The following is a 15294-nucleotide window of genomic DNA, read 5'->3' on the forward strand; positions in this document are numbered from 1 at the left end:
CCCGGATGGTGAACCCGGGGAGGTCCACTTCGGCGAACTGCCCCAGATCGCGGCCCTCACGGACGATAACCCGCCGCGTCGACCTGGAGCTCTGGATGGACGGGCTGGGTCTGGACGCGGTGGTCTTCCCCGCCGTCGCCGACGTCGGCCCCGCCGACATGGACGTCTCCGTGGCCTCCGCCGACCTCGGCTGGCGCAACGGCGTCTGGGTCGCCAACGGCAACCTGGTCCCCCGCCACCTCGGCATCCCGACCGTGACCGTGCCCATGGGCACCATGGCAGACACGGGCATGCCCGTCGGGCTGACCTTCGCGGGCCGCGCCTACGACGACAACGCCCTGCTGACTCTCGCCGCCGCCTTCGAGAACACCGGCACCCGGCGCTCCGAGCCGCAGCGCACCCCGCGCCTTTCGGCGGAGTGACCTGACAGAGACCTCCGGGAGATCACAACGGCCGGTACCGGAAGCGGCAGCCCGTGAAAACGCGCCGGGGCCCCTTCCCGTCCACAGGGAAGGGGCCCCAGCCCCGCCGCGGAGTCACGGCTGCCGGTCTGTCCCCGCCTCGCCTCCCGCGTGGGCGGGCTGGAGGTTGGCAGTCCACTTCTCCTCGATACGGCCGAACCTCCAGACGGCGAACGCGACGATCCACGTGGCGATGAAGAGGCCCACGATGAGGTAGCCGATGATGTTGAGATTGAGGCCGCCGACCCAGTCCCAGAACGGTCCGTGCAGGTCGAGCTTCTCGCCGACGAGACCCAGCAGCTCGACCGTGCCGATGATGAGGGCTACGGCCACCGACAGTCCGGTGATGGTGAGGTTGTAGTAGACCTTGCGGACCGGCTTGGAGAAGGCCCAGCCGTAGGCGAAGTTCATGAACGAGCCGTCGATGGTGTCCAGCAGCGACATTCCCGCCGCGAAGAGGACCGGCAGGCACAGGATCGCGTACCACGGCAGCCCGGAGGCCGCGCCGGTCCCGGCCAGGACCAGCAGGGCGATCTCGGTGGCGGTATCGAAGCCGAGGCCGAACAGCATCCCGAGCGGGTACATCTGCCACGGCTTGGTGATCGACCGCATCAGCCGACCCAGGAGGCGGTTCATGAAGCCGCGGTTGTTGAGCTGCTCCTCCAGGGCGGCCTCGTCAAAGTGACCGGAGCGCATTTCCCGGAAGACCTTCCAGATCCCGGCCAGGATCACCAGGTTGATGATCGCGATGGCGTAGAGGAAGACGCCGGAGACGGTCGTTCCGATCCATCCCGTCACGTTGTGGAGCTGGGAGTCGTCGTTCTCAACCGGCCCGGCGAGGGCCTTGATCCCCAGGGAGAGTAGGACGGCGAGAGCGAAGACGATCGTGGAGTGGCCCAGGGAGAACCAGAAACCGACCGACAGGGGACGCTGGCCCTCGTGCATGAGCTTGCGGGTGGTGTTGTCGATCGCGGCGATGTGGTCGGCGTCGAAGGCGTGCCGCATGCCCAGGGTGTAGGCGGTGACGCCGAGCCCGATCCCGAAGGTCTTCTCGCCCAGGCTGTAGTGCTCGGGCGCGACGATCGCGACGAGGGTGAACCACCCTATGACGTGCAGGGCGGTGATGAAGGCGGCCATCCCGGCCACCCGCCGCCACTCCGCCCGGGTCATGGACCCGGTGAAGCGTTGCCATCGGGAGCGAGAAGACGCTGGTGGGACAGGTGTCGCGGCAGTCATGGGTGGCTTCTCTCGGTCGCGTTCCACATCTAACGCGAAGAGAGTGCTCTTGCAACCTATGTGCAGGACGAGGATGAGGGCGACGTGACCGAAGGCTGGCCGACAGCTGGTGGAAGCTTTGCACCGCCGTGGGGAGGACGTGGCATGCGGCCACGCCCTCCCCAGGGAGCAGATCAGCGGCTGCCGATGAGACGGGGCAGTTCCGCCAGGGTGTCAGCGAGACGCTCGGCGGCGAGCCCGCCGCCTTGGGCCAGCTCCGGGGAACCGCCGCCGCGCCCGCCGAGGAGCTGCTTGACCAGCGTGGCGGCGTTCAGGCCCGCCTCGCGGGCGGCCTTGTTCAGTGCGACGACGACCACCCCCGCCGCCGTACCGACACCGACGGCACCCGGCATCGCGGCAGGCAGCCGGTCGCGCACGGCCATGGCCAGGGCGCGGGCCTCGTCGGCACCGCCCTCGGCGGTGGCGGTGACCACCTGGACGCCGTTCGCGTCGACCCCCCTTCCGGCGAGTTCGGCGGCGCGGGCGGTGTTCGCCTGCTGCTTGAGGCGGGCGTTCTCCCGGTCGGCGGCCTTCAGCCGGTCCAGCAGCCCGGCGATCTTCTCCGGCAGCTCGGCGCGCGGGGCGCCGAGCTGTTCGGCGATCCGGGCGACCAGGTCCCGCTCGCGGGCCAGGTAGGCGAAGCCTTCGACGCCGACGGCGGCCTCCAGGCGGCGCATGCCCGCGCCGACCGAGCCCTCCGAGGTGAGGGCGACCGTGCCGACCTGCGAGGCGTGCTCCACATGTGTGCCGCCGCACAGCTCGCGCGACCAGGCCCCGCCGATTTCGACGACCCGGACCTTCTCCCCATACGTCTCGTCGAAGAGGGCGAGCGCGCCCAGAGCCTTCGCTTCGGGGAGGGTCATCCACTGCACGCCGACCGGCAGGTCGCGGCGCAGGGCCCGGTTCGCGGCCTCCTCCACCTCGCTGCGGACGGTCGCCGAGAGGCCGCCACGCCAGGGGAAGTCGAGGCGCAGGTAGCCCGGCCGGTTGTAGGACCCGGCCTGGAGGGCGGTGGGGCCGAGGACCTCTCGCAGGGCCGCGTGCAGTACGTGGGTACCGGAGTGGGCCTGGCGGGCGCCCAGCCGCCACTCCGGGTCGACGGCCGCGTGCACCGCGTCACCCGGGGCGAGCTCACCCTCGGTGACCCGCACCTGGTGAGCGACGAGGCCGGGCAGCGGACGCTGGACGTCCAGTACCTCGGCCTCTACCGAGGCCCCGGACAGGACGCCGGCATCGCTGTCCTGGCCGCCGGACTCGGCGTAGAAGGGCGAGCGGTCCAGGACGACGGTGACGATCTCCCCGGTCCGGGCCACGGGTACCGCGCCCTCGGCCCCGAGGACGGCGAGGACGCGGGATTCGGTGGTCAGGGTCTCCCAGGCCCGCCAGTCGGTCGGCCCGTGCGCATCGAGGACGGACCGCAGGGCCGTGGTGTCGACGGCTCCGCCGGACTTGCGGGCGCGGGCGTCCGCGCGGGCCCGTTCCCGCTGCTGGTTCATCAGTGCGGTGAAGCCCTCACGGTCCACCTCCACGCCCTGTTCGGCGGCCATCTCCAGGGTGAGGTCGATGGGGAAGCCGTAGGTGTCGTGCAGCAGGAACGCCTGCGCGCCGGGCAGTGAACGCCCGCCCTCCGACTTGACCTTGGTGACGGCGGTGTCGAGGACGGTGGTGCCCTGCTTGAGCGTGGCGCGGAAGGCGTCCTCCTCGCCGTACGCCTGGTCGGTGATCCGTGGGAAGGCTTCGGTGATCTCCGGGTAGCTGGGGGCCATGCAGGCCCGGGCAACGGGCAGCAGTTCGCGCAGGGCCGGGTCCTGGTAGCCGAGCTGGCGCATGGAGCGGACGGCGCGGCGCAGGATGCGGCGCAGGACGTAGCCGCGGCCCTCGTTGCCGGGGGCGGTGCCGTCCCCGAGGAGCATCAGGGCGGTGCGGACGTGGTCGGCGACGACCCGGAGGCGTACGTCGGCCTGCGCGTCGGCTCCGTAGCGGACGCCGGCGAGGGTCGCGGCGCGGTCGAGGATCGGGCGGGTCTCGTCGATCTCGTAGAGGTTGTCCTTGCCCTGGAGCAGGGTGGCCATGCGTTCCAGGCCCATGCCGGTGTCGATGTTGCGGCGGGGCAGTTCGCCGAGGATCGGGTAGCCGGACTTGCCGGGGCCCTCACCGCGCTCGTACTGCATGAAGACGAGGTTCCAGAACTCCATGTACCGGTCCTCGTCGACCGCAGGTCCCCCCTCGCGGCCGAGGGCGGGGCCGCGGTCGTAGTACAGCTCGGAACAGGGGCCGCAGGGGCCGGGGACACCCATGGACCAGAAGTTGTCCTCGTCGCCCCGGGCCACGATCCGGTCGTCCGGCAGGCCCGCGACCTTGCGCCAGATGCCGCGGGATTCATTGTCGGAGTGGTGGACCGTGACCCAGATTTTGTCCGGGTCGAGGCCGTAGCCGCCGTCTGCCTGGGAGGTCGTCGACAGCTCCCAGGAGTAGGCGATGGCCTCTTCCTTGAAGTAGTCCCCGAAGGAGAAGTTGCCGTTCATCTGGAAGAAGGATCCGTGCCGGGTGGTCTTCCCGACCTCCTCGATGTCCAGGGTCCGTACGCATTTCTGCACGCTGGTGGCCCGCTCCCACAGCGGGGCGGCCTCACCGGTGAAGTACGGCTTGAACGGCACCATGCCTGCGTTGACGAACAGCAGCGTCGGGTCCGGTGTGGGCAGCGGGGCGCTGGGGACGGCCGTGTGGCCGCGCTCGGCGAAGTAGTCCAGAAATCTGCTGCGGATGTCGGCGGTACGCACGGTGGGTCGGCTCCGTTGGTCGGTTCTCAGATGGGGCGAGGGGCGGCGGGGCGGGCCGGGTGTCGGGGGCCGAGGAAGGCGGCGTAGCCGGCTCCCTCGGGTGCCGGGTGGGTGGCCTGGGTCCAGCCCTGCCGCTCGTAGAACGCGCAGGCGGCCCTGGCGCGGACCGAGGTCAGCAGCCAGCAGAGGCCGTCGGAGCGCTCCTCGGTGACGGCAGCCAGCAAGCGGGCGCCCAATCCGGCGCCCCGGGCACGGGCGGCGACGGCCAGCTCGTCGACCTCCCGTGCGCCGCACAGCCAAGCAGAGGTGTGCCGCTCGCCCAGGGCTGCCGATATGTACGGGTAGCAGCGGTCGGTCGGGAAGGACTCCGGAGTCGTCCAGGCCGTGGCGTAGCCGAGGACGGCGTCCCCGTCGAGGGCGAGTGCCGCGGTGAAGCCCGGGCGCTTCACGTCGTCGGCGAGCCGCCGGACGTAGTCGTCGGCCCGGCCCGGATGCTCCGACCAGGGCGGGGCGCCGTAGGCCTCGCTGTAGACCTCGCGCACCCCTGCCGTATGCCCGAGTACCTCGGAGGCGGACATGCGAAGGACCTGGACGGGCATCAGGCGACCCGGACAGCGGGCCGGGCGAGTGGGGTCAGGGACGCGTACTCGAGGGGGGCGGACGGGTCGATCGAGACGTCCAGCGGGGCCGGCTCGGCGCCGGAGCGGACGAGCAGGTCGCCGACGGCGGCGATCATCGCCCCGTTGTCCGTACACAAGGTCATGGGCGGGACCCGGAGTTCGATGCCGGCGGAAGCGCACCGCTTCTCCGCCAGGGCGCGGACGCGGGAGTTGGCGGCCACGCCGCCGACCACGACCAGTGTCTTCACGTCGTACGCCTTGCAGGCCGCCATGGCCTTGCGGGTCAGGACGTCGGCCACGGCTTCCTGGAGGGCGGCGGCCCCGTCGGCAACCGGCACCTCCTCGCCGCGCTGACGGTGCTGCTCGACCCAGCGGGCGGCGGCAGTCTTGAGGCCGGAGAAGGAGAAGGCGTACGGGTCGTCGCCGGGGCGGGTGAGCGGGCGCGGGAAGGCCACGGCCTTCGGGTTTCCCTCCCGAGCGGCCTTGTCGATGGCCGGGCCGCCCGGGTAGGGCAGGCCGAGGATGCGGGCGACCTTGTCGAAGCACTCGCCGGCCGCGTCGTCGAGGGTGTCTCCGAGGTGCAGGATCGGCTCGCGCACGAGGTCCCGGACGAGGAGGAGCGAGGTGTGGCCGCCGGAGACGATCAGCACCACGCAGGGTTCGGGCAGCGGGCCGTGCTCCAGGGTGTCGGCGGCGACGTGCCCGGCCAGGTGGTGGACGCCGTACAGCGGCACCCCGGCCGCGTAGGCCAGGGTCTTCGCCCCGGCCAGGCCGACCTGGAGGGCGCCGGACAGGCCGGGGCCGGTGGTGACGGCCACGGCATCGAGCCGGCCGATCCGCAGTCCGGCCTGGTCGAGGGCCTGCCTGACCACCGGGTTGAAGGCGTGCAGGTGGGCACGGGCCGCGATCTCGGGCACCACGCCACCGAACAGGGCGTGCTCGTCCATGCTCGACGCCACCACGTGCGCGAGCAGCTTCCCGTCCTGCACGATGCCCGCACCGGTCTCGTCGCACGACGACTCGATCCCCAGCACCACCGGTCCCGCCACAGCACCCACTCCTTCTGCACTTGCCCTGCAACTGCAATATATGTGCAACAAGGAAGCCGGTGGGCCGCCTGCCCGGTGTCAGAGGTTCTGGGAAGAGCCGGAGGGAGTCGGGGACTGGCCACCGCGCCCCGGCGTGCGTGACCGAGTGCCGCCTCCGCCGACCCGTCGCGCGCGGCTTCTGCGGAGCATGGCGGCGTAGAGGATCCCGAAGGCGGTCCATGCGAGGTAGAGGCCCGGCAGGCCGAGGCCGGCGTGTACGCCGAGGAGCCAGCCGAGCGGCACCAGCAGGAGGTAGTCGCTGGTGACCGAGGCGAACAGGACCGCGCGCGTCTCGCCGGCGGCGCGCAGCTGCGCGGCGTAGCCCATGGCGGGTACGAACGGGACGAGACTGAGCAGGGCCAGCGGGGTGGCGGCCCACGCCTGCCGGGCGACGGCGGGGTCGTCGGTGACGAGGGACAGCAGGGGCTGCCCGAGTCCGAGGGCCAGGGCGGACGGTACGGCCAGCATGAGGGCCAGGAGGACGAGGCCGGTGCGGTGCCAGGTGTGGGCGCGTTCGGCGGAGCCGCGGCCGAGTTCTTGGCCGGCCAGAACGGTGAGGGCGGTCGCCGCCGACGCGAGGCAGGTGAAGGTGACCAGGACGAGGTTGTCGACGATGCGGTAGGCGGCCAGTTCCCGGGTGCTCATGTGGGCGGCGAAGGCGGCGAGCAACGCCTCGTTGAAATAGCCGATGCCCGAGGTGGTCATCTCGGGCCAGCCGATCCGCCACAGCCGCCGGGCGCTGTCGCGGGCTGAGGCCATGTCGGTGGCCCGGCTCGGCAGTCGGCGCCGCCCGTACAGGAGGAGGAATCCCGTCCCGGCGACCGTGGCCGTCAGGGTGGCGAGGGCGGCGCCCGCGACTCCGAGCCCGGCCCGGAAGATCAGGACCAGGCCCAGTGACAGGTTGACGAGGTTGACGAGCAGGGCGGTGTACATCGAGATCCGCGTCGCCCCTATGCCGGCACAGGCACCCTGGACGGTGAACGAGATCGCGGCGAACGGGACCGCGAAGGCAAGCACTCGGAGGTACGCCGCGCCCGGACCGACCAGTTCCCCGCTTCCGCCCAGGAGCGACAACACAGGGACTGCCGCGGCGTGGAGCAGCGCGCCCACCACCATCCCGGCGACGGCGGCCACGATCAGGCCCACCCGCACGGTGCGGGCGATGTCGTCCTGTGATCCTTCGCCGTGGTGCCGGGCCACCTGGATCTGCACGGCCGTGGCCCAGCCCCGCACGACGATCAGGGCCACGAGGTACACGGGGGCGGCGAGCGCGAACGCGCCCAGGGCCCGGGTCGACACATGGGCCAGCATGATCGTGTCCACGAGGTTGACCACGATCTGGGTAAGGCCGGCGACCAGCAGCGGATAGGTCAGGCCCCAGGCCCGGCGCAGGCTCGGGCGGTCGGGCTCGGTCACAGGGCGGCCTGGGCGGCTTCCAGCAGTTCGACGTCGCGGTCGAGGAGGATGAGGGTGTCCACGCGCGACTCCTTCCACGCCGCGATGCGGTCGGCCATGGCGGGGAGGGGGCCGACGAGGGCCACCTCGTCGAGGAGGCTGTCGGGAACCAATGCGACGGCGTCCGCCTTCCGGCCCGCGGCGAACTCCTCGCGGATGCGGCGGGCATGGCCTTCGTAGCCCATCTGGCATGCGAGGTCGAAGTAGGTGTTGCGTGCGCCGGCCCCGACGGCCCCGATCAGGTGGGCGAACAGCGGTCGGAGCTGGTCCCGCCCCTCCTGGGCGGTGTCAGCGCGGGCGACGTAGAGGATCGGACAGATACGGACGTCCTGACGCCGTCGGCCGGCCCGGGCGATACCCTCGTCCAGCGGGGCCGTCAGCGCCTTCTCGTGCTCGGGGGCGTACAGGCCGGCGAGCCAGCCGTCGGCGATCTCCCCGGCCAGTGTGACATTCTGCGGGCCGATCGCCCCCAGGTACACCGGGATGTGCGGCCGCAGGGGCGTGAAGTCGGCTTTGACGGGGCGGGCCTGACCGCTGGAGCCGGGACCGCGGTACGGCAACTGGTAGAGGGTGCCGTCGTGTTCGACGCGGGCTTCGTGGGCGACCGCTTTGCGGACGATGTCGACGTACTCGCGAGTGCGGCGCAGGGGCTTGTCGTACGGCTGACCGTGCCAGCCTTCGACGATCCAGGGCACCGACAGGCCCAAGCCGAGGTGGAAGCGGCCGTTGGAGAGGACATCGAGGGTCATGGCGGTCATGGCGGTCGCGGCCGGTGTGCGGGCCGGGATCTGCATGATCGCGGTGCCGAGGTTGATCCGTTCGGTGCGCGCCGCCAGGTAGCCGAGGACGCTGACGGCGTCCGGGCCGTACTCCTCGACGCTCCACGCCGAGTCGATGCCGATCTCCTCGGCCCGCTCGACGATCGGGAGCACCTGCTCGATGGGTTCTCCGCCGTAGCCCAGGGCCAGCCCGAGACGCATGCGGTCACTCCTTGTCCTGTGCGGTGGAAAGGGGGCGATGGTTGATCGGCCGTCAGGAGAACGGCAGAGGGGCGGTGATGAGCTGTTCCTCGGTGAGGGGTCCGGGCAACCAGCCACGGACTGCGGGTTCTTCGCGGAGCCGGTGGCCGCCCAGGAACGGGAAGGCAGCGGGGGCGTTGCAGGACAAGCCGGGCACGAGGACGCGGGCCACGTGCAGTCCTGCCGCCCGGGCCTGCGGGGTGGTCAGGTCGACGGCGACGGCGTGCATCCCCTGCCCTTCGAGCTGCCGCAGGTATCCGCCCCAACTCACCGTGTCGGGGGACGGGAGGGGTACGGGTACCGGGGCGGGGGCACGCAGGCGGTCCAGGCGGGCGCCCTGCATGCGGGGGTCCAGGTAGAGCTGGAGGTGGAGCCGGACGTCGTTGACGTCACGCCAGTCGGTGCGGAAGTCCTCCAGGTAGGCCCGGTCGTGCCGGTGGAGCCTGTAGGGGCTGTGGTCGATCCGCTCCGCCCGCACCGCACGCCAGAACCCGCCGTCGGCGGCGAGCAGTTCAAGGCCGGTTTCGTGCATGCCGATGGCCTCTGTGAAGGCCTTGGCCGCCGCCGCTTCCGCTTGCGGACGGCACGCGCTGCCGAACGCGACCAACTGCCGGACCGGGTCCTCGATGAAGACCCCGGCGACCAGGACGTCGAAGGTGGAGGGGATCCGCAGGAACGTCACCTGAAGGCCCGCCGCCTCCGCTTCCGCCAGCGCTCGGACGAGCGGGCCTTCGGCGACGAGGGGCAGTGCGGAGGCTTCGGCCCCGCTCGCCCACCACAAGGTGACGGCGTCGCGCTCGAACACCTCCTCCAAGGCGGACCGCCGCGCCTGCTCCGGGCTCGGACCGGCGGCGGTACCGGCGAGGACCGGATAATTCGTCGGCGGTTCGACCCGGCGGGTGCCACGGAAATAGTTCACGTAGGACAGTGACGCCGGGACCAGAACCTCTTCCCCGGTGTGCAGATCGTTTCCCCACGTCCAGGAGATCGGCAAATCCCGCTCCATCATCACGAAGGGAAATCCCCGCTGCTGGTACTGCCGGCGGGAGTAGAGCGCGAATTGCCGGGGATCTTCGGCGGGCCGGCCCATACGGGTGAGCAAGTGGTAGGAGCCGGTGACGAGGTCGTCCGGGACACTGTTGCCACAGAAGCGTTCGAAGGCCTCACCGACGGCTGCCCGGCGGGCCGTGGCGTGATCGGCCAGGGCCGCTCCTCCGGTCACCCGCTCGATGACTCCGGAGGCGAGCCCGGGGTCCGCCGAGAGGTGCGCGCTGTAGGAGACGCAGGTCGGTACGGTCTCGACGCGCGGCCGGTCACGAGTGATCCGTTCGATCAGTTCCAGCAAGCCGACCCCTTTCCCCACAGCTCAAAGATGGTGCGCGGAACGTCAGCGCGAGGAGTACGCGCGCGGGCGATGGCACTACGGGGGCGGCATCCGCCGCCCCCGCCGCACGGTCAGCTCTCGGTGGGCTCGTCCTCGCGGTCCTCACGCCACTCGAACGGGGCGTCCACCGCGGGGGTGTGGGACTTCAGGGCCTGGGGTTCCTCGGGCTCGGCCCATCCGGTGTGCGCCATGGTGATGTCCTCCTTCGGTCAGCACGGACGCCCACCCTGGGGTGCACATCCTGTGCAAGTGCGAGTAGGTCGCAAGAAGGCTAGGGCGGCGGCGGAGGGGTTTTCAATACCCAGAACAGAATTAATTGGACGCGCCGACGATATCCCTCTCCGTCCACCCTGAATATGAGAGTTCATTTGGACACACGAAATACACCCTCCATGCACTGCTGACCAGGACTATTCCCCGAAGCGTGATTCAGGAGGTGGGCGCACTCCTTCCCATGGAGCCGGCGCCGGGCAATACGGTCACCTGCGGGATTCCGGTGCGCGGGTGGGTGGCGACGTCGGCGTCCACGCCGTACACCTCGGCCAGGAGCTCCGTGGTGAGCACCTCGCGGGGCGAGCCGGTCGCGACGTTCCGGCCGCCGTGCATCACGCAGATGCGGTCGCAGAAGGCCGCGGCGAGGTTGAGGTCGTGCAGGACGACGACGGCCGTCACGCCAAGCCCTCGTACGAGGCGCAGGGCGTCGAGTTGGTGACGGAGGTCGAGGTGGTTGGTCGGTTCGTCGAGCACCATCGCCGGCGTGCGCTGGGCGAGGGCGCGGGCTATGAGGACGCGTTGCTTCTCTCCGCCGGACAGCCGGTCGAACGGCGCGTGGGCAAGTGCGGCGGCGTCCAAGGCCGCCAGGGACTGCATGACGAGGCGCCGATCGTCGGCATCGTCGCCCTCAAAGGCGCGCTTGTGAGGGGTCCGACCCATGGCGACGACGTCGTAGACGGTGAGGTCGAAGTCCCCGCCGGTTTCCTGGAGGACGGCGGCCATCCGTCGGGCCAGCTGTCTGCGCGGCATCCTCCACACGTCCTGCCCGCCGAGAAGGACGCGGCCCGAAGTGGGCCGCAGGGCCCGGTAGAAGGTCCGCAGCAGGGTGGACTTCCCCGCTCCGTTCGTGCCGACCAGACCGAGTACCTCGCCGGGCGCCACGTGGAACGTCACCTCGCGCACCAGATCGCGGCCGTCCACCACGACGGAGACGTTCTCCGCGTCCAGGGAGACCGGCGGGGCGGCAACGGCGGGCGCCTCTGTCATCGCGCCCCCTTGCGGCGCATCAGCCAGAGGAAGAAGGGACCGCCGACGAGGGCCGTGAGGAGTCCGACGGGTACTTCCTCGGGGCTCATGAGGGTGCGCGCGCCGAGGTCGGCGGCGATGAGGAAGGCCGCGCCGAGCAGTGCGGCGGCGGGCAAGGCACGGCGGTGGTCGGCGCCGACCAGTAGTCGTACGACGTGGGGCATGATCAGGCCGACGAAGCCGATCTGACCGCTGACGGCCACGATGGTGCCGATCATCAGGGCGACCAGCGTGAACAGGGCGGCGCGGAAGCGGTGGACGTCGAGTCCGAGGGCCGCGGCGGCCTCCTCACCGGCCAGGAGCAGGTTCAGGGAGCGGCACACTCCGAGCAGGACGGCGGTGCCCAGCAGCACGGCGCCCGCGGGTATCCACAGGGTGGCCCAGGTGGTGCCGCCCAGTCCGCCGAGCATCCAGCGCAGCGCGGACTGCGTCTTCTGCGGGTCGTTGGAGGTGACGATGAGGAAGCTGGCCACGGCCGACAGGACTTCGGCCATGGCCACCCCGGCCAGAACCAGCCGGACCGCGGTCATCCGTCCTCCTGACCGGGCCAGCAGGTAGACGGCGACCAGCGCAGCGAGGGCGCCGGCGAATGCCGCCGCGGGCAAGGAGAACACGCCGAGGAAGCTGACGTTCAGTACGAGGACGGCCACCGCCCCGACCGAGGCGCCCGAGGACACACCGAGCAGCATCGGATCGGCGAGCGGGTTGCGGACCAGGGCCTGGAGCGCCATGCCGGCGACCGACAGGCCCGCTCCGACCGCTCCGGCCAGCAGGACGCGTGGTAGTCGGACGTCGATGACGATCGTCTCGCGGACCGGCGTCCATGAGGGGTCGATCCAGGACGGGTTCACGCGGTGCAGCAGGATGCCCCAGACCTGACCGGCGGGAACGCTGATCGAGCCGACGGCGACGGCGGCCGTCGCCGTCACCGCCACCAGCACACCGAGCAGGACCACGACCACGGCGTAGGGGATGCCGCGTCGGCGGTCGACTCTCCCGCCGGCGGCCGGTCCGACCGTGCCCGCCGCCGCATCCGCCGCCCCGGCCGTCTCCCGGGTTCCAGCGGCTCCGCTCAACGGAACCGCTCCGGGTGGATCTGCCGGGCGAGGGACTCCACGGCGCCCGGCACCCGCACCCCCAGTACCGTGGACGACAGCGGCAGCACGGCGAAGCGCTGGTTGCGGATCGCGGGCACGTCCTTGAGGGCCGGGTTGGCGAGCAGGAACTTCTTCTTGTCCGCGACAGGCTGGTCGCCGTAGTCGTAGATGACGATCACCTCGGGCGCACGCTCGGCGACCTGCTCGAACGACACGTTGCCGAACGCCTTGTCCACGTCGGCGAAGAGGTTCACCGCTCCGGCCCGATTGATCATCTCGTTGCCGATCCCTCGGCCGCCCGCGGTGAAGGCGTTCTTGTCGCCGCTGTCGTAGACGAACAGCTTGACCGGTTCGACCCCGGCCAGCTTGGCGTCGACCTGGTCGAGCACCGCGTGGAGCGCGCCGATGCGCTGCTCTGCCCTCTGCGGGACGCCGAAGGTCTTCGCGACCTCGCGGATCTCCTTGTCCATGTCCGCCATCGTGACCGGCCCGGTGGCGCACTCCTCGATGTTCAGGCGGGTGTTGACGCCTGCCTTGGTGAACGCGGCCCTGCTGCGGCCCTCCTTCTCGTCGAAGGTGGTCGAGAACCCCCCGTAGACGAGGTCCGGTTCGACCGCCAGCATCGCCTCGAACGACGGGTACTCCTTCGACAGCACCTTGATGCCGTCATAGGCTGCCCGGTACTCCGGCAGGATCGCGTCGTCGAGGTAGCCGGTGCCCACCATCGACTTCTCCAGCCCGAGCGCCAGCATCACCTCCGTGGCGTGCTGGTTCAGCGACACCGCCCGTCGCGGCGGATGCTGATACGTGGTCTCCACCCCGCAGTTGGAGACCGTGAGCGGGAACCCCGGTGCGGAGGCACCCGCCACCGGGCGGCCGCCGGCCGGAGCCGGTTCACCACCGCAGCCGGCCAGCAGCGTGAGCGCGGCGGTCACGGCCACACACAGGGACATCGGGCGTCTACCGGGCATCTGGGGGTTCCTCCCACCGCTCGGGATCGGATGGTCGTCTCGTATGACGGCCACTGCTGCAAACTATGTGCAATTACGGAGCTACGACAACAGAGGGGATCCCGACAGCAGGGGCTCGCGGGATCGCGCCGGGGCGCACAACAACTCCACGCGCCCACCCAGCAGTCGGCAGTGGCCGGGCTCCGGCCCCCGCCCCCTTCTGCGCAGACCAGAGCTGTTCTACCGTCGTACGCATGGCGAACGGGGTGTTCCACACCAAGTACGGCATAGAGATCAATCTGACCCATGAGGACTTGGGCTACCCAGGCCGGCCCGATCTCCTCGACGAGATCACCCGACCCGTGGGCGAGCGCCCCCGGGATCTGCTCCAATGCCTCAAAGACCGCAGGGGCGGCCAGTGCGGGTGCGCCCTGGCCGACAAGTCGCCCTGGATGTTCGTCCGCCGCCAACGGCGCGGCGGCCGGGCGACCTTGGTGGCCGCGCACTTGCCGGTCACCCATGTCGCCACCCCTCAGGAGAGCGACAAGCACAAGGCCATGAAGGAACGGATCGCGCGCACCGCGTCCCGCCACGGCCTCCACGTGCAGCTCGAAGCCCGGTCTCCCGACAACCGGATCATCACCGATGTCCTCGTGACCGGTCCCGCCGGTCGCGTCGGCTGGGAGGCCCAGTACTCCCCCATCAGCACGAGCAGCGTCCACCGACGCTCGGCCCGGGCCCGCGCCAACGGCATTTCGCCCCTGTGGATCACCGGCGACCCCGCCTCCGCCCTGATAGACCGGGTCCCCTGGGCACGCGTGGACGACGTTCCCTGGCAGCGGATCGTCTCACCCCTCGCCATGATCGTCCGAGGAGGCGTACGGCACCTCCAGATCTGGAAGTGCACGCCGGCCAGTGAACGGCCGTGCCCGGAAACTGGACAGGCGTGCGGCAAGTTCCACAGCGGATGGTTCCTCCCCACCCTCTGCGTACCGGAAGAGCGGTCCACCCCGCTCGACGAGCTCGTCGTCACCAGCGCCGACGGAGAACACCTCCCCCTGCGCATCAGCGACCACAACGGCAGCCGCCGAATATCCCACCTCTGGGCACTGGCCGCCGACGTCCGGCGCTGGCACGAGATCAACGGCGACCAAGACCCACCTGCGGACGGCCCGGCAGACGCCGAGGAAGCCCTCGCCTTCACCGAGGAAGAACTCGACACCCACTGCCGCTACGGCGAAGAGGGCACCTTCGTCAGCGACCCCCGCCCACGGCGCGAAACCAGATCAGCAACCGGACTGCAGACCTTCGAGCACCTCGCCATCGACCGGCGTGCACCCAGCCGCCCCGTCCAGCTCCGCCTCACGGAAAACGAGCGGCGTGTCATCGCCGGCCAGCTGCGCTGCCCGCCGTGGGAGATCGGCCCCTGCATGCTGTGCGCCACCCCCATCCACCGCTACGGTCCCCGGAGTCCGCTGGTCTGCCCAGCCTGCCGTAGCCACTGAAAGCTGCCGGAACTCATGGGAGGCCGACCACACCGTGCCTCCTCCCACGGGCCTGTTCAGACCCCGGGCGGGCATCCGTCGGCGCTCGGACAGGTCGCCAGGGAGGATCCCGACCGCACGGAGGGCGAACCAGAAGACTGGGGACTCGTGCGCCAAGGATGTCCCATCGGCCCGGTGCGCTCCCGCGTCCGTTCGTCCCTCATGGCGCTCCTCGCAGACGCCGACACACCCGAGACCGAACGGGGCGCGTTCGTTCCTCGAAGACACCCCTCCGCTGCAATCGAGCCCGCCCACCCCAGCTGCAAGGCACCTGAGGCGAAGGCCTTCCTCACTCGCACGGTTTCCCGCAGCTGCCTGCCGG

At 70.8% G+C, this 15294-nt stretch carries 12 protein-coding genes; 2 read left to right on the forward strand and 10 right to left on the reverse strand.

What is annotated here, in order from left to right; translation table 11 throughout:
• The first annotated feature begins 5 nt into the window (after positions 1 to 5).
• Positions 6 to 422: an amidase family protein gene (locus ACGFYY_RS04675; RefSeq protein ID WP_393707085.1), complete on the forward strand. Its 417-nt coding sequence runs from the start codon at positions 6 to 8 to the stop codon at positions 420 to 422.
• A 114-nt stretch (positions 423 to 536) separates the two neighbouring features.
• Here ACGFYY_RS04675 and ACGFYY_RS04680 read toward each other — a convergent pair whose 3' ends face one another.
• The 10 genes from ACGFYY_RS04680 to ACGFYY_RS04725 form a co-directional block, all read right to left on the reverse strand.
• Positions 537 to 1631: a HoxN/HupN/NixA family nickel/cobalt transporter gene (locus tag ACGFYY_RS04680; RefSeq protein ID WP_393707086.1), complete on the reverse strand. Its 1095-nt coding sequence runs from the start codon at positions 1629 to 1631 to the stop codon at positions 537 to 539.
• A gap of 239 nt (positions 1632 to 1870) precedes the next feature.
• Positions 1871 to 4516, reverse strand: coding sequence for an alanine--tRNA ligase (gene alaS / locus ACGFYY_RS04685; protein WP_393707087.1), 2646 nt, complete (start codon positions 4514 to 4516; stop codon positions 1871 to 1873).
• A gap of 26 nt (positions 4517 to 4542) precedes the next feature.
• Positions 4543 to 5094 (reverse strand): GNAT family N-acetyltransferase, encoded by a 552-nt coding sequence (locus ACGFYY_RS04690; protein ID WP_393707088.1) that lies wholly within the window; start codon positions 5092 to 5094, stop codon positions 4543 to 4545.
• A 20-nt stretch (positions 5095 to 5114) separates the two neighbouring features.
• Positions 5115 to 6185, reverse strand: coding sequence for a tRNA (adenosine(37)-N6)-threonylcarbamoyltransferase complex transferase subunit TsaD (tsaD, locus tag ACGFYY_RS04695; RefSeq protein WP_393707089.1), 1071 nt, complete (start codon positions 6183 to 6185; stop codon positions 5115 to 5117).
• A gap of 78 nt (positions 6186 to 6263) precedes the next feature.
• Positions 6264 to 7640 carry an MATE family efflux transporter gene (locus tag ACGFYY_RS04700; RefSeq protein WP_393707090.1) on the reverse strand — a complete coding sequence of 459 codons (1377 nt, stop codon included), beginning with the start codon at positions 7638 to 7640 and terminating at the stop codon, positions 6264 to 6266.
• Positions 7637 to 8659, reverse strand: coding sequence for an LLM class F420-dependent oxidoreductase (locus ACGFYY_RS04705; protein WP_393707091.1), 1023 nt, complete (start codon positions 8657 to 8659; stop codon positions 7637 to 7639). Before ACGFYY_RS04705 ends, ACGFYY_RS04700 begins: the two co-directional genes overlap by 4 nt.
• A gap of 52 nt (positions 8660 to 8711) precedes the next feature.
• Positions 8712 to 10043, reverse strand: a complete 1332-nt coding sequence (locus ACGFYY_RS04710; RefSeq protein ID WP_393707092.1) for a YcaO-like family protein — start codon at positions 10041 to 10043, stop codon at positions 8712 to 8714.
• Between the two features lie 468 nt (positions 10044 to 10511).
• Positions 10512 to 11342 carry an ABC transporter ATP-binding protein gene (locus ACGFYY_RS04715; protein WP_393707093.1) on the reverse strand — a complete coding sequence of 277 codons (831 nt, stop codon included), beginning with the start codon at positions 11340 to 11342 and terminating at the stop codon, positions 10512 to 10514.
• A complete protein-coding gene (locus tag ACGFYY_RS04720; protein ID WP_393707094.1) occupies positions 11339 to 12457 on the reverse strand; it encodes a FecCD family ABC transporter permease in 1119 nt (372 codons plus the stop codon). Before ACGFYY_RS04720 ends, ACGFYY_RS04715 begins: the two co-directional genes overlap by 4 nt.
• Positions 12454 to 13449 (reverse strand): ABC transporter substrate-binding protein, encoded by a 996-nt coding sequence (locus tag ACGFYY_RS04725; protein ID WP_393707095.1) that lies wholly within the window; start codon positions 13447 to 13449, stop codon positions 12454 to 12456. The genes ACGFYY_RS04720 and ACGFYY_RS04725 overlap by 4 nt, the downstream gene beginning before the upstream one ends.
• 233 nt (positions 13450 to 13682) lie before the next feature.
• On the opposite strand from ACGFYY_RS04725, the gene ACGFYY_RS04730 reads away from it, so the two are divergent.
• The gene (locus tag ACGFYY_RS04730; protein WP_393707096.1) at positions 13683 to 14933 is read left to right on the forward strand and encodes a hypothetical protein; all 1251 of its coding nucleotides are present in this window, start codon (positions 13683 to 13685) and stop codon (positions 14931 to 14933) included.
• Positions 14934 to 15294: the final 361 nt, after the last annotated feature.

The organism is Streptomyces sp. NPDC048331 (assembly GCF_043201215.1).
In the GTDB taxonomy this organism is placed as follows: domain Bacteria; phylum Actinomycetota; class Actinomycetes; order Streptomycetales; family Streptomycetaceae; genus Streptomyces.